This is a genomic window from Frigoribacterium sp. Leaf8, from assembly GCF_001421165.1.
Taxonomy (GTDB): Bacteria; Actinomycetota; Actinomycetes; order Actinomycetales; family Microbacteriaceae; genus Frigoribacterium.
Window position 1 is genome coordinate 19,509 of record NZ_LMKB01000001.1, and the last position, 21,249, is coordinate 40,757.

Genomic DNA, 21,249 nt, shown 5'->3' on the forward strand with positions numbered 1-21,249 from the left:
GGACGAGGAGGCGCGAGCGGCTCGGTGCCGCGTCGTCGCCCCTCAGCGGGTCAGGGCGGCGCCCTCGAAGAGGTCGCGGACGTTGCTAGTGCCGACGCCGTGCACGATCTCGGCGTCGACGCCGAGGTCGGTCAGCCGGTCGAGGAACACGGCGGGGACGTACGAGAGGCCGTTGCCGCCGTGCTTGCGCAACATGCTCTTGAGGAAGAGGTCGTGGCTGAAGAGCAGACGGCGGCCGAACCCGGCCGAGGCCAGACGGGCGATGGCCGTGGCCGTCTCGACCGGCGACGGCGACTGCCCTTCGCCGGGCAGGGAGAAGCGGTACGGCATGCCGATCATGTCGAACTCGAGCCAGACCCCGCGCTCGGCGAGGCTGCGCTGGTAGTCGGGGTCGCTGCCGGACGGGTCCATGTGGCAGAGGACGACCGCCGTGGGGTCGACGCCCTCGTCGCGCAGCACGACGTCGAGCACGCGGCCGCCGTGCCGGACGAAGCCGGGCAGGTGCACGAACATCGGCAGGCCGGTCTCGCGTTGCAGGCGGCAGGCCGCGCGCAGCGAACGCTCCTCCCGCTCGGTGAAGCCGGGCGAGACGCCGATCTCGCCGATCACGCCCGACCGGGGCACCCCGGTCTCGGCCGGGTCGGCCCGGTACTGCGCGACCAGGCGGGAGGCCAGGTCGTCGACGGTGTCGCGGCCCGTGGCCTCGGGGTGGAACCGCTCGAGGTACCAGCCGCCGCCGGTGACGACGGTGACCCCGCTGCGGCGCGAGATCTCGGCGAGACGTCGGGGGTCGCGCCCCTGTCCGTCCGAGGTCAGCTCGACGACCGTGCTGCCGCCGAGCTCGCGGAACGCCACGAGCTCGTCGACCGCGTCGTCGTCGCCGTCGAGCACGCAGTTGTCGCGGCAGGCGAGCGGACGGTCGCGCAGCAACCAGGCGATCTCGGGAGTGACCGGGGCGTCGAACAGCTCGGGGAAGTCGGGGTCGGGTTCGAGCCCGCCCTCCTCGATGCTGTTGATCAGGTGCTCGTGCGGCAGCGTGTAGCCGAGTCGGTCGCTCGGCACCGGACCGGTGACCGTCTGCACGTCGACGACGGTGGTCGTCTCGACGCCGAACCCTCCGACGCGGCTCATCGGGTCACCCGCTTGCGCACCAGGTCGGTGAACGAGCCGCCCCGCAGGTTGATCCAGATGACGATGATCAGGAGGCTGCCGGTCACGATGGGCACGATGTAGGGGCTCAGGCCGAGCAGCGTGAGGCCGTTGGTGATGACGCCGGTCAGGATCGCCCCGATCGCCGTGCCGATGACGCTGCCCTTGCCGCCGAGCAGGTTCGTGCCGCCGATGACGACGGCGGTGATCACCGTCATGGCGAAGTCGACGCCCGAGTTGGCGTCGCCCGACCCCAGTCGGGCCGCGGTGATGATGCCGGCCGCGCCGGCCGCCGTGCCGCTGAGCACGAGGGCCATCATCTTGACGAAGCGGGTGTCGACGCCCGCCCGGCGGACCGACTCCTCGTTCGAGCCGATGCCGGTGATGTACTGGCCGAACCGCATGCGCTGCAGCCCCACGATGCCGACGCCGACGATGATCAGCGCGAGCCAGGCCGGGTACCCGAGCCCGAACAGCCGGCCCTGCCCGACCTGGGCGAAGATCAGCCCCGAGCCGATGGCGATCGAGTAGCCCTTCGTGATCAGCAGGGCGACGCCCCGCACGATCGACATGGTGGCCAACGTGACGATGAACGACGGGATGCCCTGGTAACTCGAGAACCAGCCGTTGACCAACCCGCAGAAGGCTCCGACGGCCAGGCAGATGACGATCACCAGCACCGACTCGAGACCGGCCCGCAGCAGGACCGCCCCGATCACCGAGACGAGGGCGAGCGTCGACCCGACCGAGAGGTCGATCATGCCCGCCGTGATGACGAAGGTCATCGCGACGGCCACGATCGCCGCGGGGGCGACCTGCACGGCGACGTTCCGCAGGTTCGTGCCGGTGAGGAAGGTCGGGGTCGCCACCGAGAAGACGACGATGACGACCAGCGTCACGACGAGCATCAACAGGGTGGACTTGTTGACGCGTTGCAGGGCTTCCCAGCGGCGCTCGCGCACGTCGGTGGAGCCGTGTCCGCGACCCGGCTCGGGGCCGTCGGTGCGGGTGGGGTCAGAGGTCGTCGCGGTCATGCGGCAGCGCTCCCTTCACGGGTGATCATGTCGACGAGCGACTCGATGGTGAGGTCGTCGATGCGGGCGTCGTCGACGCTGCGCCCCTCGTACATGACGGTGATGCGGTCGCAGACCCGGAAGAGGTCCTGCAGCCGGTGGGTGATCAGGATGACGCCGACCCCTCGGGCCGCGACCTCCTTGATGAGGCGCAGCACCGACTCGACCTCGGTGACGGCGAGGGCGGCGGTCGGCTCGTCGAGGATCAGCACGTCGGGGTCGACCGACGCGGCGCGCGCGATGGCGACGGACTGGCGCTGACCACCCGACAGCTGCGAGATCAGCTGGTGCGTGGACGTGACGCGGACGCCGAACTCCTTGAGCACGGCCGTGGCCTCGGCGTGCATCGCCCCGACCTTGAGGAAGGGCCCGACCCGAGGCTCGCGGCCGAGGAACAGGTTGGCGGCGACGTTGAGGCTGTCGCAGAGGGCCAGGTCCTGGTAGACGATGCCGATGTCCTCGGCCTGGGCGTCGCTCGGGGACTGGAACCGCACCTCCTTGCCCTTGATGCTGATGCGGCCGCCGTCGTGCTGGACCGAACCGGCGAGCACCTTCATGAGGGTGGACTTGCCGGCGCCGTTGTCGCCGACCAGGCCGAGCACCTCGCCGCGCGCGAGGCGCAGGTCGACGCCGCGCAGGACGTCGACGGCGCCGTACGACTTGCGGATGCCCTCGAGTTCGACGAGCAGGTCGCCGGTGGTGACGTCGGTCATCAGCCCTCCAGGTAGTACGAGAAGTCGGCCAGGTTGTCGGGCGTGACGATCGTGATCGGCACGTCGACGGTCGCCGGCACGTCGGCGGTGCCGCAGGCCAGGTTGATCGCGGCCTTCGCGGCCTCGTAGCCGAAGCCGAAGGTGTCCTGCTGGATGACGGCCTTCACGTAGCCGTCCTGCAGACCCTCGACGGCCGAGGGCGAGAGGTCCCAGCCGACGATCGTGACGCGGTCCTGGGCGCCCTGGCTCTTGACCGCGGCGATGGCACCGTTGAGCGCGGGCTCGCCCGTGGCGTAGATGTACTCGAGGTCGGGGTTGCCGGTCAACAGGTTCTCGGCCGCCGCCTGGGCGTCCTCGTTGACGTTCTGGCCGTCGACGATCGTGCCGATGGTCATGCCGCCGGCCTCGACCGCGTCGGTGAAGCCGTTCTGGCGCTGGATCTGGATCGCGCTGTTGAGCGCTCCGACGACGCCGACCTCGCCCTCGCCGCCGGTGATGTCGAGGAAGGCCTTCCCGAGCTGGGCGCCGCCGTCCTCGTTCGCCGTGCCCACGTACGAGTCGATCGCCGAGGCGTCCTCGACCGAACCGTCGGCCGCGACGACCGGGATGCCGGCCGCCTTGGCCGCCGTGAGCGCCGGGATCAGCGCGGTCGCGTCGACCGGGTCGACGATGAGCGCGTCGACCCCCGAGGCGACGAGGTTCTCGACGCCCGAGACCTGCGTGGCGCTGTCGTTGTCGCCGCTGACGATCTGCAGGTCGGCACCGGCCTCGTCGGCGACGTCCTGGACGCCCTCGTTCATCTGGGTGAAGAAGGCGGTCTGCTCGTTGATGTCGACCATGCCGAGCTGCAGGGTGCCGCCGCCCTCGGGGGCACAGGCCTGGGGGACGTCGGTGGGGGCCGGGCGGGTCGAGGTCGAGCCGCCGGACGCGGAGCCGGAGGCGGTGGTCGAGGACGAGTCGCAGCCGGCGAGGGTGCCGATGGCGATGGCGCCCACGGCGAATGCGGCGAGGACGGTACGGGTCGTGGGCATGAGGAGCCTTCCTGGGGAGGACGAGGTGGAGCATGCGGGACTGGCGAGGGGGCGATCTCGGTGGGGTCGAGATCGACGGGCAATCGATTTCCGTCGGGAACTGCGTCAAGAGTGACGCCTCCGTGTTTCGAGTGTCAACACCTTTGTGTTTCCGACGTGTAAAAGTGATCTCGAGCGGGCAATCGGTTTCCCGCGAGGGGACGATACGATGACGGCATCACCCGTCGTCCCCGGCGGCCACGCCCTGAGGAGCCCATGAACGCCGTCACCATCTCGGACGTCGCCCGCCGGGCGGGCGTCTCCGCCGCGACGGTCTCGCGCGTCATGTCGGCGTCGCGCCCGGTCGGCCGCGAGGTCGAGGCCCGCGTGCGGCTGGCGGCCGACGAGCTGGGCTACTCGGGCAACGGCATCGCCCGCGCCCTGCGCACCCGCCGCACCGACACGGTCGGCATGGTCGTCCCGAGCATCCTCAACCCGTTCTTCACGACCCTGGTCGACAGCCTCGAGAGCGCGCTGCACGGCGAGGGCAAACAGCTGTTCCTCTGCGACTCGCGGCAGGACCCCGCCGTCGAGGCCGAGCACCTCCGGTCGCTCATCGAGCGGCACGTCGACGGCATCGTGGTCAGCCCCGTGCACGACACCGAGAGCGCGGCGGCCGTCGCCGCGTCCGCCCGGGCCGTCCCGCTGGTGCAGCTCGACCGCCGGGTCGACGTCGCCGGCACCGACTGGATCGGCCTCGACGACGCCGAGGCGATGAAGCTCGTCCTGACGCACCTCGCCGGGACCGGTGCCCGCTCGGCCGCGTTCGTGACCTCCGAGCTGACGAACTCGTCGACGACCCTGCGCCTCCGGGGCTTCCGGCACTGGGCGGCCGAACTCGGCATCCGCGAGGTGCGCGACGGGGTCGTGCTCGGCGACTACTCGGTCGACAGCGGCGACGCGGCGGCCCGCCGACTGCTGACCTCCGACGACCGCCCGGACGCCATCGTCTGCGCGGACGACCTGATCGCCATGGGCGTGCTGAGGGCGGCCCGCGAACTCGGGGTGTCGGTGCCCGACGAGCTGCAGGTCACGGGCTTCGACGACATCGTCTTCGCCTCGTACGTGACCCCGGCCCTGACGACCCTGGCGCAGCCGACCGACCGCATGGCCGCCGAGGCGCTGCGACTGCTCTCGCTGCGGGGCTCCGACGACGGAGGACTCGGAGGCGCGCGCGTGTCGTTCGCGCCGAGGCTCGTCCGCCGGCAGAGCACGCGGTCGTCGACTCCCGAGCCCGCCTGACCCGTCCGCCCCGTCGGGCGTCGGTCAGTGCTCGACGGCCCACCGCCCGCCGACGCGGCCGAACTGCTCGACGGCCCGCAGGACCGCCTCGACCGACACGGACTCGTCCACCGTGTGGACGACGGTGGGGTCGCCCGGGCCCCAGACCACGACGGGCACCCCGTCCTCGAGCGACCGCACGAGCACCGAGGCGTCCGTGAAGTACGACGCGGGCGCCTCCGAGACCGGGGCGTCGAGCCCGGCGAGCCAGGGATGGTCGCGCGGGGTCCACACCGCGGCCAGGTCGAGGTCGACGCGGACGTCGGTCACCTCGGGCTGGCCACGCCACCAGTCGACGAGTTCGTCGACGTCCTCCCGGACGACGCGCAGGTCGATGCGCGCCTCGCAGACGTCGGGCACGATGTTCGGCACGCTGCCGCCCGACACGACGCCGACGTTGACCGTCTCGCGCCCGAGGTCGGCATGGGACGAGAGGGGCAGGTCGTCCAGGCGCCCGAGCACGGCCACGAGGTCGAGGATCGCGTTGTGGCCCCGCTCGGGCGTGCTGCCGTGCGCGGCGACGCCCGAGGTGCGGACGGTCGCCCAGAGCGCGCCGCGGTGACCGAGCACGACCTGCCCGTCGGTCGACTCGGGGATCACCACGGCCCCCACGCGCAGGCCCGCGAGCAGGTCGACGACGGCAGGAGCCCCGAGGCAGCCGACCTCCTCACCGGTCGAGACGGCGAGCGCGACGGGTGCACCCTGGCGCAGGAGGTCCCGTACGGCGACGATCGAGGCGGCCAGGCCGGACTTCATGTCCGAGGCACCCCGCCCGTACAGGCGGTCGCCGACGGCGGTCGAGGCGAAGGGATCGTGGGTCCAGGCCGAGGCGTCGGTCACCGGGACGACGTCGGCGTGGGACGCGAAGACGAGCAGCGGCCTGTCGGCGCCGACGGACGTCGGCGAGACCAGGAGGGCCGCGGGCTCGCCGTCGGCCCCGGGGGCGAAGGCGACCCGCGCCTCCTCGACGCCCTCGAACTCCGCGGCGACGCGGCGCAGGACGGCCGCCTCGCCCGGTGAGCCGCTGGTCGAGTCGATCGCGACGAGGTCGCGGAGCAGGGCGATCACGGGCGGTGCGGACGGCGTCGGGGCGGTCATGCCGTCACGTTATCGTCACGGCGACGGCGGCAGGGCCCGCTCGTCGAGCCAGGGACGCAGCAGCGGTCCGACGGGGTGGCCGGAGACGCGGGTGGCGAGGGCGACGAAGTCGGCCGTGGTCGCCACGCCGTGTCGGTGCTCGGCGGTCCAGGCGCGCAGCACGTCGAAGAACGCGACGTCGCCGACCGCCGAGCGCAGCGCGTGCACCGCGAGCGCCCCGCGCTTGTAGACGCGATCGTCGAACATGAGGTCGGGGCCGGGGTCGCCGACGAGCAGGTCGCGGGGCAGACCGGCCAGCCGCGCGCGGGTCTGGGCGGCGATGCGCGCGGCCGACGGACCGCCCGAGGCCTCGGACCAGATCCACTCGGCGTAGCAGGCGAAGCCCTCGTTCAGCCAGATGTCGCTCCAGGTCGTCAGGCCCACGCTGTTGCCGAACCACTGGTGCGCCAGTTCGTGCGCGATCAGCCGACGAGACCCGCCCGCCCCGTCGGCGTGGTTCGCCCCGAAGATCGCGAGGCCCTGGGCCTCGAGCGGGATCTCGAGGTCGTCGTCGGTGACGACCACCGAGTACGACGCGAAGGGGTACGGACCGAACCGCTCGACGAAGCAGGCCATCATGTCGGCCACCTCGCCGAAGTCACGACCGATGCGGGACCGCATCGCGGGCACCCCGGCGAAGACGCCGGGCACCCCCGCGAGCACGACCGGCACCAACTCGTAGCGACCGATCTGCACCGTCGCGAGGTACGTCGCCGTGGGCTCGGGCTGCTCGTAGACCCAGGTCGTGCGGCCGGACCGCGTGTGCCGGTCGGTCAGCTCACCGTGGGCGACGACGGCGTAGGGCTGCTCGGTCGTGACCTGCACCCGGTAGGTCGCCTTGTCCGCCGGTTCGTCGTTGCACGGGAACCAGGTCGCCGCCCCGTTCGGCTGCGAGGCGACGAGTGCACCGTCGGTCAGCTCCTCCCAGCCGAGGGTGCCCCAGCGGGTGCGGCGAGGTGCGGGCGAGCCCGCGTACTCGACGACCACCTCGACCGGCTCACCCGGCACGGTCTCCTCGGGCAGCGTCACCGTCAGCTTCGTCGCCGACTGCGCGTGACGCGCCTTGCGCCCGTCCACCCGCACCTTCGCGGCACGGAGGCGGAGCAGGTCGAACACGAGCGTGCGGAGGGCCTCGGTCGGCACGACCGTCAGCGTCGCCACGCCGTCCAGTCGGTTCGTCGCCACGCGGTACCCGACCACGAGGTCGTACGAGCGCACGCCGTACCCGGTGTTTCCGCTCTCGGGCGTGTAGCCGTTCGGGGTCGCCGCCGGACCGGTCACTGCGAGACGGCGTGGTAGTCCGCGAACGTGACGTCCCGCCACGGGCCGATGGGGTTGCCGCTCCACCGGCTGCCGACGGGGACGACCTCGCCGCGCATGACGAGCGACGCGGGTCCGACCGTGGCGTGTTCGCCCAGGCGGGCCGCGGGCAGCACGACGCTGTGGGGTCCGAGGGTCGAGCCGGCGGCCAGGGTGACGGTGTCCATGCTCATGATTCGATCATGGAACAGGTGGGTCTGCACGACGCATCCTCGATTCACCGTCGACGCGTCGTCGAGTCGCACCAGGTCGGCCTCGGGCAACCAGTAGCTGTCGGTCCACACGCCGCGACCGATCGACGCCCCGAGCGAGCGCAGCCACCACACGAGGGCCGGGGTGCCGGCCGCCGCGTGGGCGAACCAGGGGGCCGCGCACATCTCGGTGAAGGTGTCGGACACCTCGCTGCGCCAGACGAACGACGACCAGAGCGGGTGCTCGCCGGCCCGGATGCGCCCGACGAGCGCCCACTTGGCGAGCGTCGTGACCCCGGCGGCCGCCGCCCCGACGGCGAGCATCACGACGCCGCCGACCGCGGCCGTCGCGCCGACCCCGATCGCGTCGACCAGCGCCCACAGTCCGACGACCAGGCCGAGGCCAATGCCGCAGGTGACGACGACGGGCACGATCCGGCTGAGCTCCCACGCGATGCGGGCCACCCGGAGGTGCGTGGCCGGGCGGAAGGTGCGGGTCTCGTCGGCGACGGCGACCGTGCGGCGCAGGCGCACCGCGGGTGAACCGAGCCACGACGACCCCGCCTTGGACTTGCGCGGAGCCGACGAGAGCACGGCCACCAGACCGTCCTTCGGCACCTTGTGGCCCGGGGCGGTCATGCCCGAGTTGCCCAGGAACGCCCGCCGACCGATCTCGGCCCGGGCCACGCGCAGCCAGCCGCCGCCGAGCTCGTACGACGCCACGAGCGTGTCGTCCGCCAGGAAGGCTCCGTCGCGGACGGTCGTCATCGACGGCAGCAGCAGGACGGTCGACGCCTCGACGTCCCGCCCGATCTCGGCCCCGAGCAGGCGCAGCCAGACCGGCGTGAACAGGCTCGAGTAGAGCGGGAACAACAGGGTGCGCGACAGGTCGAGCAGGCGTTCGGTGCTCCAGACCTGCCAACCGACCCTCGACCGCACCGCGAAGGTGCCCTCGGTCACCCCGAGGGCCCACAGCCGGGTGAGCGCGACGACCAGCACGGCGGCCACCAGCCCGGCCACGAGCGTGCCCGGCACCAGGAGGGCGAGGGCCCGCCACCACGCGTCCGTCAGCGAACCCGCACCCCGCACGCCGAGCGCGACGACCGCGCCTCCTGCACTCAGCGACGCCACCGGCAGCAACGCGACGACGACGGCCGACGCCCCGTAGGCGACGAACCACCGGGTGGGTGCCGGGGGTCGGTCCTCCGGCCACCAGGCGCGGGTGCGGCCGATGCGCTCGGCCGGCGACCCGGCCCAGTGCTGACCCGACGGCACCCGTCCGAAGACCGCGGACCCGGGCGCGATCGAGGCGTCCTTGCCGATCCGGGTGCCGGGCAGCAGGGTGCTCCGCATGCCGATCGTGCTGCCCGCACCGATGCGGATCGCCCCGATGCGGACGACGTCGCCGTCGATCCAGTGCCCGGCCAGGTCGACCTCGGGCTCGACCGACGCCCCGCGACCGATGCGCAGCATGCCGGTCACGGGCGGCAGGGCGTGCAGATCGACGTCGGGTGCGATGCGAGCCCCCAGGGCCCGCGCGTAGTAGCTGATCCACGGGGCGCCGGCGAGCCCGACCGCCCCGATCTGGTGCGCGACCTGCTCGGCCAGCCAGAGCCTCAGGTGCACGCTGCCGCCGCGCGGATGATCGCCCGCCTCGACCCCCCGGAGGAGGAGGCGCGAGGCCAGCACCGAGATCGCCATGCGTCCCGGCGGGGTCGCGAACACGAGGATCGCGACGACGAGCAGCCCGCCGTCGACCGCCGGCAGGGCGTCGAACCCGCTCCACCAGCGCAGCACGGTGCTCGCGGTCAGGGCGTAGGTCAGCCAGCGCGCACCCGACAGCACGAGGAGGGGCACCCCGAGCAGGGTCTGCAGCCATTGGGTGCGGCGCGGGGTCGGCACCGACCGGTGGAACACGGCCGGCGGGGCCTCGTCGTCGACGTCCGCCACCGTCAGCGCCTCGGCCAGCGCGCCGAGCCGGGGGTGCGAGTAGATCTCGGCGACGGTGAACTCGGGGTCGAGCTCGCGCAGCCGGGCCACGAGCTGGGCGGCGGCCAGCGATCCCCCGCCGAGGTCGAAGAAGTTCGCGTCGGCGTCCGGGACGGGTACGCCGAGGACCTCGCGCCAGCGGTCGGCGACGAGCTGCTCGACCGGGGTCATCGAACCGGCACCGTCGGGCCGGCCACCTCTCCCGTCGCCACCGGTCGACGAGTCGACCAACGGCCAGGGCAGCGCGTCGCGGTCGATCTTGCCCGACGTCTTCGTCGGCAGGTCGCCGGTGACCAGCGCCAGCAGCGGCACCAGCGCGGCCGGCAGTCCGTCCCGGAGGCGGGCGAGGGCGGCGCCTCGGTCGAAGGTCTCGGCGGACGCGACCGCGAGGTAGCCGACGAGCACCTGGTTGCCGGCCGCCGTCGTCCGCACCGCCGCGGCGGCGCCGCCGACCCCGGGCAGGGCCTGCAGCGCGGTCTCGATCTCCCCGAGCTCGATCCGGCGCCCGCCGACCTTGACCTGGTCGTCGGCCCGCCCCTGGAACACGAGTCCGGCCCGGTCGAACCGCACGAGGTCACCGCTGCGATAGGCGCGCTGCCAGCCGAGCTGCGCGTGCGGGGCGTACTTCTCCGCGTCCTTGGCGGGGTCGAGGTAGCGGGCCAGGCCGACGCCGCCGATGATCAGCTCGCCCACCTCGCCTTCCGCGACCGGGTCGCCCTCGGCGTCGACGACGGCCACGTCCCACCCGTCGAGCGGCAGACCGATCCTCACCGTCTCTCCGGCACGCACCAGCGCCCCGGTGGCCACCACGGTCGACTCGGTCGGCCCGTAGGTGTTCCACACCTCACGGTCGTCGCCGACGACGCGGTCGACGATCTCGGGCGGGAGCGCTTCTCCGCCGAAGATCAGCAACCGGACGCTCTCGAGGGCCTCGTCCGGCCAGAGGGCCGCGAGGGTCGGCACGGTCGAGACGACGGTGATGCCGTGGGTGACGAGCCACGGCCCGAGATCGGCACCCGACCGGACGAGGCTGCGAGGGGCCGGCACCAGGCAGGCGCCACTGCGCCAGGCCAGCCACATCTCCTCGCACGAGGCGTCGAACGCGACCGACAGTCCGGCCAGCACCCGGTCGCCCGGTCCGAGCGGATCGAGCCCGGGCGACGACAGGAACATCCTCGCCTCGGCGTCGGCCAGGGCGGCCGCCGAGCGATGACTCGCGGCGACGCCCTTCGGCGTGCCGGTCGAGCCCGAGGTGAAGATCACCCAGGCGTCGTCGTCCGGGGTCGGCGACCGGTCGTCGTCGGCGAGCGCCGTGCCCCGCCCGCTGACGTGCCCGGCCGGTGCGGCGAGCACGAGGCTGTCGGGTCGGTCGGCGTCACGCGGGGTGAAGCGTCCCCCCGCCGAGACGATGCCCACGACGCCGGCCTCGCCGAAGACCAGGGCGGCCCGCTCGTCGGGGTCGTCGGCGTCGACCGGCACGTAGGCGGCCCCGGCGGCCAGGACGGCGAGGATCGTCAGGTAGAGCGACGAGTCGCCCGAGGGCATGCGCACGCCCACCCGGTCGCCGCGACGCACCCCGGCGTCGGCGAGCGCGCGCGAAGCGGCTCCGACGCGGACGACGAGTTCCGCGTAGCTCCACGCACCCCGCTCGTCCTCGAGGGCCGAGGCGTCCGGGTGCTCGAGCGCCGTGGCCCGCAGGACGTCGACGAGCGTCCGGGGTGCGGGGGCCGCGGGCGAACCGGCGATCACGCCGGGCAGTGTCTGGCTCACGGCCGCACGGTAGGGACCCCAGGTGTCACGTCGGTGAACTCGACCGCGTCCAGGGCCGGACCGGCGACGGCGAGGAGGACCCCGGTCGCCGAGCGCCGGTCGTGGACCAGTCCGCGTCGACCGTCCGTGGTCGTGCCCCCGGGCCCGGGCCCCAGACGGAGCGTCGACATCGCGGTGGTCAGCCCCTCCCCCGTCGACTTGAGCAGCGCCTCCTTCCGCACCCAGGCGCGCAGCACGTCCACGTCGACGTCCTCGGGGCTCACGTCGGGCCGGAGGTGATCGAGCGCACCGGCCGGACGGGCCCCTTCGACGTCGACGCCGACGGGCGCCCCGGCCCGCACCGCCACGGCAGCCCAGCGACCGCTCCGGCTGAGGCTCACGTGCAGGTCGTCCGACGGCACCGGCACCGGCCGACCGTGCGGACCACCGCACGAGCGACAGGCCTCGCGTCCGAACTCGATCGACCCGGCCTCCCGGCCGGTCACGGACGAGAGCAGGAGGCGCAGCGCACGATGCGAGGCCAGGTACCGACGCGCGTCGGTCGCGTCCACGAAGGCCGCCGCGCGGGCCCGTTCGTGCGCGTCGCAGACCTCGCTCGCCGGAGGCGCGCCGGCGTCGCGTTCTCGGCCGAGGTCGAGGTCGAGGTCGACCAGCCACACCCGCGCGCCCGTCACGGCAGGCGAGCCTAGCCGCGTCCGCACCCGCGCCGCGGGTCCGTTCACCTGCCGTTCTCCGGGTGGGGTGATGATCCGGTCGGCGTCCGTCACCCTCCCGACCGGTCCGGGACGCCCCTCCACCCGTTTCCCTCACCCGAGAGGCCCCCGCATGGCCAAGAAGATCCCCACCGCACTCGCCGAACTCGTCGAGGCCCTCGAGCACCACGCCGAGGTCGTCACGGCGAAGTCGTCGTCGTCCAAAAGGCTCGGTCGCGCCACTGCGAAGGTGCGCCGCGCCTCGGCCGCCTACACCGAGGTGGTGGCCGCCCGCACGGGGCAGCCGAACCCGTTCGTGGACTTCCTCGATCCCGAGACGATCGAGTCGCTCCGTGCCGAGCGGGACCGCATCGCGAGCGGCAAGACGACGCCGGTCGACTGACAGCCGTCCCAGGTGGGCGTGCCACGCTCACAGGCACGATTTCCGCACGTTCGAGAGAGGGGCCGATCCCGTGGCCGACCAGAAGAAGCTCAAGAAATCCGCCGCCAAGGCCTACGACAAGGCCGAGGACGCCGTCACCGATGCCCGCGCCGCGGTCGCCGAGGCCAAGCGTCGCGCCAAGAAGCTCGCCAAGAAGAGCCGCCCGTCGGTGAAGCCGCTCGAGAACGCCCTCGACGACGCCACGTCCGGCTTGAAGGACGCCAAGAAGACGGCCAAGGGTGCCGTGCAGGGCTCGAAAGGTTCGTCGTCGAGCGGTTCGTCGTCGAGCACGTCGTCCGCCACCCCGGCCGAGCCGCGCTCCATCTACACGCCGCCCCTGCCCGAGGTCGACGAGACCACCGTCCAGCTGTCCGACGGTCACGACGCCCACGTCGACCTGCACGCGCAGACCCTCGTCGCGCTGCGCGCCCTCGCCCGAACCAAGGGCATCACGAACGTGTCGCGTCACACCAAGGCGACCCTGATCGAGAAGATCGAGCAGGCCTGACCCGGACGCCGGCGTCCGGCCCCGAAGACCTCGTGAGCGGCTTCGGGTCGGCTCCGCCTCACTAGGGTGAGCACATGACGCGCGCTCAGCTCATGGTCCCGTACCGGTTCGGCTTCGCCGCGCTCGCCCTCGTGGCCGTCTCCGCCCAGTTCGCCGACACCCTCGAGAACGACTACAGCGTCGTCAACTTCTTCTCGTTCTTCACGAACCTGAGCAACCTGTTCGCGGTCGTGGTCTTCACCGTCGGCGGCGTCCGCACCCTGCGCCGCCGTCCCGGCAGCCGGGCCTGGGACGTCGTCCGGCTGATCGCGGTCGTGAACATGGTGTTCGTCGGCCTCGTCTTCAACCTGCTGCTGACCGAGGTGGCCGGCGGCGTGCTGCCCTGGGTCAACGTCGTCGTGCACATGGTGATGCCCGTCGCCGTGCTGGTCGACTGGCTCGTGCTGCCCGTGGGCCGTCGCCTGCCCTGGGCCGCTGCGGGCCTCGGCCTCGTCGTGCCCGTCCTCTACAGCGTGTACTCGCTCGTCCGCGGCGCCGTCACGTCGTTCTACCCCTACCCCTTCTACGACCCGGAGGCGCTGGGCGGCTACGGCCCCGTGGCGCTCTACATGGTCGTGCTGCTCGTCGCACTCGCCGTGCTGTCGGTCGCGCTGGTCGGTCTGGCGCGCCTCGCCGGCCGCTTCTGGAAGCAGCGCTCGCGCCGCTGAGGCGACCCGCGCCTCCTGCGGGCGGCATGTCGCGCCGCCGCCGCACCGTCACGTCCCGCCACCCCGCCACCCCGCCACCCCGCCACCCCGCCACCCCGCCACGATGTAAACGAACCGCCATGAGTTTGCGTGGCGGTGTGTTTATATCGTGGCGGGGTGCGCCCATGACGCGACCCGCGCCTCCTGCGGGCGGCTCAGCGGTAGTGCTGTTCGCCGCGGGCGGCCGCCGCGACCACGTCGCGGATGCGGGCCGCCCGGGTCTCGGGCCGCTTCAGCGCGGCCAGCCGGAAGTACACCCGGAACCGCTCGGTCTTCGTCATCGTCGCGAAGTGCGCCGCCGCCACCGGGTCGGCGTCGAGGGCTCCCTGCAGGTCGTCAGGAGGCACGGCGTCCTTCTGGCGGTAGGCGGCGTCCCAGCGGCCGTCGGCCTTCGCCCGGTCGACCTCGGCCTGACCCGCGGGGGTCATCCGACCCTCGGCGGTCAGGCGTGCGACGTGTTCGCGGTTCACCTGGGACCAGGGGCTGTCCTTGCGCCTCGGTTGGAACGCCGTGAGCGTGAAGTCGTCGTCGAGTCGGCTGGTCTGGCCGTCGATCCAGCCGTGGCAGAGGGCGACGTCGAGGGCCTCCGACCAGGTCATGCCGGGCTTCGTCGACCGCACCTTGCGGAGCGTCAGTCGCACCCCACCCGCGTCGGGGTCGCCCTCGAGGTACTCGCGCCACTGCTCGACCGTCACGTCGAGCACGGGCTTGTCGGCGAAGCTGACCATGCGGCGACCCTACCGGCGGCGAGACGTCACGACGTGCCGCTCACCAGCGGAACCGAGCGGCCCGTCCCGACCCCTCGAGGGGCGGCCGGCCGTCAGAGCCCGAACAGCAGCCGCAGCCCGAGGGCGACCATCACGACGGCGATCACCGCGTCGAGCACCCGCCACGCGACCGGCTTCGCGAACAGGGGACGCAGGAGGCGCGCGCCGAACCCCAGCGCCGAGAACCACACGAGACTGCCCGTGACGGCCCCGCCCGCGAACCACCACCGCAGCTCGGGCGGCTGGTGGTTCGCCACCGAGCCGAGGAACACGATCGTGTCGAGGTAGGTGTGCGGGTTCAGCCAGGTGAAGGCGAGGGCGCCCAGGACGGCCGGGACGACCCGGGCGGGCGGCGCTCCGGCCTCGACCGTGAGCGCGCCGACGGGCCGGATCGCGCGCTTCGCGGCGAAGGCGCCGTAGACCAGCAGGAACCCTGCCCCGACGATCTGCACGACGACGACCGCCTGCGGCGCGGCCTCGACGAGCGCGCCGACCCCGGCCACCCCGGCACTGATCAGCACGGCGTCGCTCACCGCGCAGACCACGACGACCGGCACGACGACGCGGGTCACGGCCTGGAGCCCGACGCGCAGCACGTAGGCGTTCTGGGCACCGATGGCGACGATCAGGGCGAGGCTCGTGCCGAAACCGAAGAGGGCGGCGGGCAGCACGGTCGCGAAGGTCATGGCGACACGCTAGGCGCGCACCAGGCCATCACGCCAACTCATGTTCGTGATGCTGCATAAGCTCGACTCATGGCCCGTTTCGCGCTCGACCAGCTCGACACCCTCCGCACCGTCGTCGACGAAGGCACGTTCGAGGCGGCGGCGAGACGCCTGCACGTCACGCAGTCCGCGGTGTCGCAGCGCATCAAGCAGCTCGAACGAGCGGCCGGGCAGGTGCTGCTGCGACGCACGACACCGGTCACCACGACCGAGGCCGGTGACGTGGTGCTGCGTCACGCCCGCCAGGTCGACCTGCTCACGTCGGACGCGCTGGCCCGGCTCGGCGCCGGCCGACCCGACGGAGGGGACGACGGTGACGACCCCGTCCCCACCACCCTCCCCATCGCCGTCAACGCCGACTCGACGGCGACCTGGTTCCTCGACGCGCTGGCCGCCGTCCCGCCCACGGTGCCCGTGGTGTTCGACCTGCGCCGGGCCGACCAACAGCACACGGCCGAGCTGTTGCGATCGGGGGACGTGCTCGCCGCCGTCACCGCGACCCGGGAGCCCGTGCAGGGCTGCAGCTCGGAGCCGCTCGGCGTCATGCGCTACCGCGCGGTCGCCAGTCCGGGGTTCGTCGAACGGTGGCTGGGCGCCCGACCGAGCGCAGGGGGAACCGCCGAGCGCAGGGGCCTCCACCACGGACGGCTCGATCGTGCCCCGATGGTGGTCTTCGACCGCGCCGACGACCTGCAGCACGACTTCGCGCGTCGGCTCACCGGTCACGAGCCGCTCGCGCCCCGGCACCACGTGCCCGCCTCGGCCGACTTCGCCCGGGCCGTCGTGCTCGGCCTCGGCTGGGGCATGCTGCCCGAGGCGCAGGCCGGCCCCGAACTCGACGCCGGCCGTCTGGTCGAACTGGCCGCCGGCGACCCGGTCGACGTGCCGCTCTTCTGGCAGCGCTGGACCCTCGCCTCGCCCCTCCTCGAGGCCGTCACCGACGCCGTCCGCGCCACCGCCCGCCACGCCCTGCATCCCTGACGCCTGCCCGCCTGACGCCCTGCCCCGCCTGACGCCTTGCCCCGCCGGTCGAGTGGCCGAGTGGTCGCGAATCGTCCTTCACGCGCCCCCGAAGGACGATTCGCGACCAGTCGACGACCGACCAGACGACGGCCCGACCCGACGGACGACGGGAGGCGCGGTGCCGACCGGCACCGCGCCTCCTGTTCTCGAGCGACCTGCGCCCGGCGACCGACGACCTACAGCGTCGCGAGCGCCTCGTTCAGCGTGCGCGACGGGCGCATCACGGCTTCGGTCTTGGCTGCGTCGGGGTGGTAGTAGCCCCCGATGTCGACGGCCGTGCCCTGGGGCTCGATCAGTTCGGCGACGATCGCCTCTTCGGCCCCGCCGAGGGTGGCGGCCAGCCCGGCGAAGGCAGCGGCCAGTTCGGCGTCGTCGGTCTGGGCGGCGAGCTCGTCGGCCCAGTACTTGGCCAGGTAGAAGTGGCTGCCGCGGTTGTCGATCGAGCCGAGCTTGCGACCGGGCGACTTGTTCTCGTCGAGGAAGGTGCCGGTGGCGCGGTCGAGCGTGTCGGCGAGGATCTGCGACCGCGCGTTGTCGGTCGACGTCGCGAGGTGCTCGAAGCTGACCGCGAGGGCGAGGAACTCGCCCAGGCTGTCCCAGCGCAGGTAGTCCTGCTCGACGAGCTGCGAGACGTGCTTCGGGGCCGAACCGCCGGCACCCGTCTCGAACAGGCCGCCGCCGTTGATCAACGGCACGACCGAGAGCATCTTGGCCGAGGTGCCGAGCTCCATGATCGGGAACAGGTCGGTCAGGTAGTCGCGCAACACGTTCCCGGTGACCGAGATGGTGTCGTCGCCACGGCGGATGCGCTCGAGCGAGAACGCCATCGCGTCGACGGGCGAGAGGATCTCGATCTGCAGGCCCTCGGTGTCGTGTTCGGCGAGGTACGTGCGGACGAGCCCGATCAGGGTCGCGTCGTGGGCACGGGTCTCGTCGAGCCAGAAGACCGCCGGGGTCTGGCTGGCGCGGGCCCGCGTGACGGCGAGCTTGACCCAGTCGCGGATCGGGACGTCCTTCGTCTGGCAGGCGCGCCAGATGTCGCCCGTGGCGACCTCGTGCTCGATGAGCGTCTCGCCCGCCTGGTTCACGACGCGGACGGTGCCGTCGCCGGGCACCTCGAAGGTCTTGTCGTGCGAGCCGTACTCTTCGGCGGCCTGCGCCATCAGGCCGACGTTCGGCACCGAGCCCATGGTCGCGGGGTCGAAGGCGCCGTTCGCGCGGCAGTCGTCGAGCACGGCCTGGTAGATGCCGGCGTAGCTCGAGTCGGGGATGACGGCGAGGGTGTCGTGCTCGTCGCCGTCGGGGCCCCACATGTGGCCCGACGTGCGGATCATCGCGGGCATCGACGCGTCGACGATGACGTCGCTCGGCACGTGGAGGTTGGTGACGCCCTTGTCGGAGTCGACCATGGCGAGGTCGGGCCCGTCGGCGATCCCCTGGTCGAAGGCGGCCTTGATCTCGTCGCCGTTCGGCAGTGCCGCGAGGCCCTGCAGGATGCCGTTGAGACCGTTGGCGGGGTCGAGCCCGGCAGCCTGCAGGTCGGCACCGTACTGCTCGAAGACGCGGGGGAAGAAGGCGCGGATCACGTGACCGAAGAGGATCGGGTCGCTGATCTTCATCATCGTGGCCTTGAGGTGGACCGAGAACAGGACGCCCTCGGCCTCGGCCCGGGCGATCTGTGCGGCGAGGAACTCGTGCAGCGCGGCGACGTGCAGCACGGTGCCGTCGACGACCTCGCCGGCCAGCACGGGGATCGACTCGCGCAGCACGCGGGTCTCGCCGTCGGCGCCGACGAACTCGATGCGCAGGGTGTCGTCGGCCGGGATGACGACCGTCTTCTCGTTCGAACGGAAGTCGTCGACGCCCATGGTCGCGACGTTCGTCTTCGAGTCGGCCGTCCAGGCGCCCATGCGGTGCGGGTGCTTTCGGGCGTAGTTCTTGACCGAGAGCGGAGCACGACGGTCGCTGTTGCCCTCGCGCAGCACGGGGTTGACCGCGCTGCCCTTGACCTTGTCGTACCGGGCCTTGACGTCGCGCTCGGCGTCGGTCGAGGGCGAGTCGGGGTAGTCGGGCAGGTCGTAGCCCTGCGACCGGAGTTCGGCCACGGCGGCCTTGAGCTGCGGCATCGAGGCCGAGATGTTCGGCAGCTTGATGATGTTGGCCTCGGGCGTCTTCGCCAGAGCCCCCAGCTCGGCGAGGGCGTCGCCCTGGCGCTGCTCGTCGGTGAGGCGCTCGGGGAACTGGCTGATGATGCGGGCCGCCAGCGAGATGTCGCGGGTCTCGACGTCGACCCCCGCGGTCTTGGCGTAGGCCTGGATGATGGGCAGGAACGAGTAGGTCGCCAGCATGGGCGCCTCGTCGGTCAGCGTGTAGATGATCTTCGCCATGCGGCAGGTGCTCCCTCGTTGTCGGGCATGCGTGTGCTCGGTGGTGCTGCCTCTACGCTACCGCGCAGAAGTCTCTCGACATGAAGATACATGCCCGGTCTGGACGGCCCGCCCGCGCGGCTCAGGTCGTGCGTGTCGCCGGGCGCCACATCGCCGCGGGCGTCGCGCCCGGGAGCCCGCGGATCGGCCCCAGCTCGACGAAGCCCAGGCGCCGGTAGAGCGCCCGGTTCCGCTCGGTCGACGACTCGAGGTAGGCGGCGCCGCCCGTCTCGTCGATCGCCGCGAGGCGGTGCTCGATCAACGAGGTGCCCACGCCGAGCCCTCGGGCCGCGTCGCCGACCGCGATCTCGCCGAGGTACCAGTGCGGCAGCCGCGGCCGGGGCGCCGCCAGGGTCGCCTGGTGGCGGGCCGCCGGCACGAGCCCGCCGAGTCCGAGCGCCCGCAGGTACCGCGGCAGCTGCCCGAGCTCCGCGAACGACACCGGCAGGCGCAGCGGCGAGGACGGTCGGGTGCGCGGCGCCTCCCAGACGGCCGCCCCCACGACGTCCCGGCCGGCGTCCGCCACGGCCACGTCGACCGTGCGACGGCCCGCCGGGATCGACCGCATCATCGCGGAGAAGAGGTCGACCAGACGGGCATGGCGCCGCCGCCCGCGCGGGACGAACCCGAGCATGACGGGATCGTCGCGGAACCCCTCGGCGAGCACGGCGGCGGCCGCGTCCAGCTGGTCCGGGCGGGCGGCGGTGATGGTCACGTCGGGCACGGTGTCTCCTCGAATGATTCGTCATGATTGACGGATTCGTCAGTCGTGACAGAATGTAGCGAGACATCCCGCCCGACACGTGAGAGGCCGCTGTGAAACCGGACGACGAGGAGGCGCGGGTCGCCCCCTCGAGGACGTCCCGCCGCACGCGCGACACGCGTCGCAAGCTTGTCGAGGCCGGCGTCGTCCTCTTGCGGCGGGCCGACTACGCCGCCGTCCCCGTCGCCGAGATCACGCAGCTGGCCGATGTCGGCCTCGGCACGTTCTACAACCACTTCGCCGGCAAGGACGCGTTGTTCGACGAGGCCGTGCAGACCGTGCTCGACGCGCAGACCGAGCGCATGGCGACGCTCGGGCGCGCGGACGACTCCCCCGTGACGACCGCGGCGATCGCGATGCACGTGGTCCTCGGGCTGGCCGAGAGCGACCCGGCCGTGGCCGTGGTCGTCGCGCGCAACGGCCTGCGCCTGCTCGACGCCGAGGCCGCGCTGGTGCCGCAGGCACGGGCTCTCGTGCAGGCCGGGCAGGCGGCGGGCTCCTTCGCCGAGCTGGACGTCGACCTGGCGCTGTCCCTGGTCGGCGGCAGCCTCCTCGGCGGGCTGCACACCTGGTGGTCGAACCCCGAACTCGTCACCCCCGCGTGGACGGTCGAGCTGGTCGCCCGCGTGCTCGTGGCCCTCGGGTGCGACCTCGGGGACGCTCGCCGCGCCTCCTCGTCCGGTCTCGACCGGGTGACCGGGCGCGACGCGGGCTGACGCACCGGGCCGCACCGGGCCGAGCCACACCTCGCCTGATCGGCGAAGATGGTCCGGTAACCACTCCGGCGCCCGCGACGAGCATCGAACCCCGCCCCTACGACCACCCCGACGTGCAGCAGCTCGTCGAGGGACTGCAAGAGCTGTACGTCGAGATCTACGGCGGGCGCGACGACAGCCCGATCGACCGCTCCGAGTTCGAGCTGCCGAGGGGCACGTTCGCGGTGGCCTACGAGGCCGGCGAGCCCGTGGCGCTCGGCGCCTGGCGCCTGCTGCCCGACGGACGGGCCGAGCTGAAGCGGATGTACGTGCGGCCCGACCGGCGCGGGCACGGCCTGTCCCGGCTCGTGCTGCACGGGCTCGAACGGTCGGCCGCACACGCCGGCGTCACCGAGATGGTGATCGAGACCAACGTGGCCCACGACACCGCGATCCGCCTCTACGAGTCGGCCGGCTACCGGCCGATCGCGGCCTACGGCCACTACGCGGACGACGAGGGCACGGTGTCGCTCGGCCGCACCCTGGACGGCACCCCGACGCACGGGGCCGGGCTCGCCGAGGCGGCCGGGCCGTCGGACGCCGCCCGCCCCACCGACTGAGCGGGCCGCGACGCCCGACCGGGGCGGCTCAACGCAGCGATCCGGTCGCCCCGACACGGCGACCCGACCGACCCCGTCGGCCAGCTCATGGCCCACGAGGCGACCGTTCGTCAACCCCCGGCCGGCACTCGGCCCCCGACGGCTCGGTC

Annotated in this window: 19 protein-coding genes; 7 read left to right on the forward strand and 12 right to left on the reverse strand. The window is 72.8% G+C overall.

All coding sequences use genetic code 11. The features are described from left to right. Nucleotides 1-42: 42 nt before the first annotated feature. Genes ASL10_RS00105 through ASL10_RS00120 form a run of 4 tightly spaced genes read right to left on the reverse strand, consistent with a single transcriptional unit; the run spans nucleotide 43 to nucleotide 3,966 of the window. Nucleotides 43-1,131: a phosphotriesterase gene (locus ASL10_RS00105; RefSeq protein ID WP_056043004.1), complete on the reverse strand. Its 1,089-nt coding sequence runs from the start codon at nucleotides 1,129-1,131 to the stop codon at nucleotides 43-45. Then, nucleotides 1,128-2,183 (reverse strand): ABC transporter permease, encoded by a 1,056-nt coding sequence (locus tag ASL10_RS00110; RefSeq protein WP_052505095.1) that lies wholly within the window; start codon nucleotides 2,181-2,183, stop codon nucleotides 1,128-1,130. The genes ASL10_RS00105 and ASL10_RS00110 overlap by 4 nt, the downstream gene beginning before the upstream one ends. After that, the gene (locus ASL10_RS00115; protein WP_056043006.1) at nucleotides 2,180-2,935 is read right to left on the reverse strand and encodes an ATP-binding cassette domain-containing protein; all 756 of its coding nucleotides are present in this window, start codon (nucleotides 2,933-2,935) and stop codon (nucleotides 2,180-2,182) included. Before ASL10_RS00115 ends, ASL10_RS00110 begins: the two co-directional genes overlap by 4 nt. Continuing rightward, nucleotides 2,935-3,966, reverse strand: coding sequence for a substrate-binding domain-containing protein (locus tag ASL10_RS00120; protein WP_056043009.1), 1,032 nt, complete (start codon nucleotides 3,964-3,966; stop codon nucleotides 2,935-2,937). The genes ASL10_RS00115 and ASL10_RS00120 overlap by 1 nt, the downstream gene beginning before the upstream one ends. Before the next feature lie 255 nt (nucleotides 3,967-4,221). On the opposite strand from ASL10_RS00120, the gene ASL10_RS00125 reads away from it, so the two are divergent. Further along, the gene (locus ASL10_RS00125) at nucleotides 4,222-5,247 is read left to right on the forward strand and encodes a LacI family DNA-binding transcriptional regulator (RefSeq protein WP_056043012.1); all 1,026 of its coding nucleotides are present in this window, start codon (nucleotides 4,222-4,224) and stop codon (nucleotides 5,245-5,247) included. Between the two features lie 24 nt (nucleotides 5,248-5,271). On the opposite strand, the gene ASL10_RS00130 is transcribed toward ASL10_RS00125, so the two are convergent. From ASL10_RS00130 to ASL10_RS00145, 4 genes are read right to left on the reverse strand one after another with little or no spacing between them, the layout of a single operon-like run. Further along, nucleotides 5,272-6,384: a M20 family metallopeptidase gene (locus ASL10_RS00130; RefSeq protein ID WP_056043016.1), complete on the reverse strand. Its 1,113-nt coding sequence runs from the start codon at nucleotides 6,382-6,384 to the stop codon at nucleotides 5,272-5,274. A gap of 15 nt (nucleotides 6,385-6,399) precedes the next feature. Then, complete coding sequence (locus ASL10_RS00135; protein ID WP_056043018.1) at nucleotides 6,400-7,704, reverse strand: M1 family metallopeptidase; 1,305 nt, start codon at nucleotides 7,702-7,704, stop codon at nucleotides 6,400-6,402. Further along, nucleotides 7,701-11,693 (reverse strand): Pls/PosA family non-ribosomal peptide synthetase, encoded by a 3,993-nt coding sequence (locus tag ASL10_RS00140; RefSeq protein ID WP_056043021.1) that lies wholly within the window; start codon nucleotides 11,691-11,693, stop codon nucleotides 7,701-7,703. The genes ASL10_RS00135 and ASL10_RS00140 overlap by 4 nt, the downstream gene beginning before the upstream one ends. Then, complete coding sequence (locus ASL10_RS00145) at nucleotides 11,690-12,367, reverse strand: 4'-phosphopantetheinyl transferase superfamily protein (RefSeq protein ID WP_157485166.1); 678 nt, start codon at nucleotides 12,365-12,367, stop codon at nucleotides 11,690-11,692. Before ASL10_RS00145 ends, ASL10_RS00140 begins: the two co-directional genes overlap by 4 nt. 151 nt (nucleotides 12,368-12,518) lie before the next feature. Between ASL10_RS00145 and ASL10_RS00150 the strand changes: the two genes are divergently transcribed. The 3 genes from ASL10_RS00150 to ASL10_RS00160 all read left to right on the forward strand — a co-directional run bounded on the left by ASL10_RS00150 (nucleotide 12,519) and on the right by ASL10_RS00160 (nucleotide 14,042). Continuing rightward, on the forward strand, nucleotides 12,519-12,788 hold the full coding sequence (locus tag ASL10_RS00150; protein WP_056043027.1) for a hypothetical protein: 270 nt from the start codon (nucleotides 12,519-12,521) through the stop codon (nucleotides 12,786-12,788). A gap of 70 nt (nucleotides 12,789-12,858) precedes the next feature. Further along, a complete protein-coding gene (locus ASL10_RS00155) occupies nucleotides 12,859-13,335 on the forward strand; it encodes a Rho termination factor N-terminal domain-containing protein (RefSeq protein WP_056043030.1) in 477 nt (158 codons plus the stop codon). A 74-nt stretch (nucleotides 13,336-13,409) separates the two neighbouring features. Then, nucleotides 13,410-14,042, forward strand: coding sequence for a Pr6Pr family membrane protein (locus tag ASL10_RS00160; RefSeq protein ID WP_157485167.1), 633 nt, complete (start codon nucleotides 13,410-13,412; stop codon nucleotides 14,040-14,042). Between the two features lie 194 nt (nucleotides 14,043-14,236). Here ASL10_RS00160 and ASL10_RS00165 read toward each other — a convergent pair whose 3' ends face one another. Both ASL10_RS00165 and ASL10_RS00170 read right to left on the reverse strand, forming a co-directional pair. Beyond that, nucleotides 14,237-14,809: a YdeI family protein gene (locus ASL10_RS00165; protein WP_056043034.1), complete on the reverse strand. Its 573-nt coding sequence runs from the start codon at nucleotides 14,807-14,809 to the stop codon at nucleotides 14,237-14,239. Nucleotides 14,810-14,901: 92 nt separating this feature from the next. Continuing rightward, nucleotides 14,902-15,534, reverse strand: coding sequence for a LysE/ArgO family amino acid transporter (locus tag ASL10_RS00170; protein WP_056043037.1), 633 nt, complete (start codon nucleotides 15,532-15,534; stop codon nucleotides 14,902-14,904). A gap of 69 nt (nucleotides 15,535-15,603) precedes the next feature. Here ASL10_RS00170 and ASL10_RS00175 point away from each other — a divergent pair, with 69 nt between their 5' ends. Beyond that, nucleotides 15,604-16,554 carry a LysR family transcriptional regulator ArgP gene (locus ASL10_RS00175; RefSeq protein ID WP_056043040.1) on the forward strand — a complete coding sequence of 317 codons (951 nt, stop codon included), beginning with the start codon at nucleotides 15,604-15,606 and terminating at the stop codon, nucleotides 16,552-16,554. 218 nt (nucleotides 16,555-16,772) lie between these two features. Here ASL10_RS00175 and ASL10_RS00180 read toward each other — a convergent pair whose 3' ends face one another. Beyond that, nucleotides 16,773-18,983, reverse strand: coding sequence for an NADP-dependent isocitrate dehydrogenase (locus ASL10_RS00180; protein WP_056043043.1), 2,211 nt, complete (start codon nucleotides 18,981-18,983; stop codon nucleotides 16,773-16,775). 121 nt (nucleotides 18,984-19,104) lie between these two features. Continuing rightward, nucleotides 19,105-19,746, reverse strand: a complete 642-nt coding sequence (locus ASL10_RS00185) for a GNAT family N-acetyltransferase (protein ID WP_056043046.1) — start codon at nucleotides 19,744-19,746, stop codon at nucleotides 19,105-19,107. 92 nt (nucleotides 19,747-19,838) lie between these two features. On the opposite strand from ASL10_RS00185, the gene ASL10_RS00190 reads away from it, so the two are divergent. Next, on the forward strand, nucleotides 19,839-20,501 hold the full coding sequence (locus tag ASL10_RS00190) for a TetR/AcrR family transcriptional regulator (protein WP_056043049.1): 663 nt from the start codon (nucleotides 19,839-19,841) through the stop codon (nucleotides 20,499-20,501). Nucleotides 20,502-20,614: 113 nt separating this feature from the next. Continuing rightward, nucleotides 20,615-21,100, forward strand: a complete 486-nt coding sequence (locus ASL10_RS00195) for a GNAT family N-acetyltransferase (RefSeq protein ID WP_200922546.1) — start codon at nucleotides 20,615-20,617, stop codon at nucleotides 21,098-21,100. Nucleotides 21,101-21,249: the final 149 nt, after the last annotated feature.

What these genes read in the sequence shown, in the direction of transcription:
- ASL10_RS00105 (WP_056043004.1), bottom strand. Translation starts at nt 1,131, where the DNA reads ATGAGCCGCGTCGGAGGGTTCGGCGTCGAGACGACCACCGTCGTCGAC.
- ASL10_RS00110 (WP_052505095.1), bottom strand. Translation starts at nt 2,183, where the DNA reads ATGACCGCGACGACCTCTGACCCCACCCGCACCGACGGCCCCGAGCCG.
- ASL10_RS00115 (WP_056043006.1), bottom strand. Translation starts at nt 2,935, where the DNA reads ATGACCGACGTCACCACCGGCGACCTGCTCGTCGAACTCGAGGGCATC.
- ASL10_RS00120 (WP_056043009.1), bottom strand. Translation starts at nt 3,966, where the DNA reads ATGCCCACGACCCGTACCGTCCTCGCCGCATTCGCCGTGGGCGCCATC.
- ASL10_RS00125 (WP_056043012.1), top strand. Translation starts at nt 4,222, where the DNA reads ATGAACGCCGTCACCATCTCGGACGTCGCCCGCCGGGCGGGCGTCTCC.
- ASL10_RS00130 (WP_056043016.1), bottom strand. Translation starts at nt 6,384, where the DNA reads ATGACCGCCCCGACGCCGTCCGCACCGCCCGTGATCGCCCTGCTCCGC.
- ASL10_RS00150 (WP_056043027.1), top strand. Translation starts at nt 12,519, where the DNA reads ATGGCCAAGAAGATCCCCACCGCACTCGCCGAACTCGTCGAGGCCCTC.
- ASL10_RS00160 (WP_157485167.1), top strand. Translation starts at nt 13,410, where the DNA reads ATGACGCGCGCTCAGCTCATGGTCCCGTACCGGTTCGGCTTCGCCGCG.
- ASL10_RS00165 (WP_056043034.1), bottom strand. Translation starts at nt 14,809, where the DNA reads ATGGTCAGCTTCGCCGACAAGCCCGTGCTCGACGTGACGGTCGAGCAG.
- ASL10_RS00170 (WP_056043037.1), bottom strand. Translation starts at nt 15,534, where the DNA reads ATGACCTTCGCGACCGTGCTGCCCGCCGCCCTCTTCGGTTTCGGCACG.
- ASL10_RS00175 (WP_056043040.1), top strand. Translation starts at nt 15,604, where the DNA reads ATGGCCCGTTTCGCGCTCGACCAGCTCGACACCCTCCGCACCGTCGTC.
- ASL10_RS00180 (WP_056043043.1), bottom strand. Translation starts at nt 18,983, where the DNA reads ATGGCGAAGATCATCTACACGCTGACCGACGAGGCGCCCATGCTGGCG.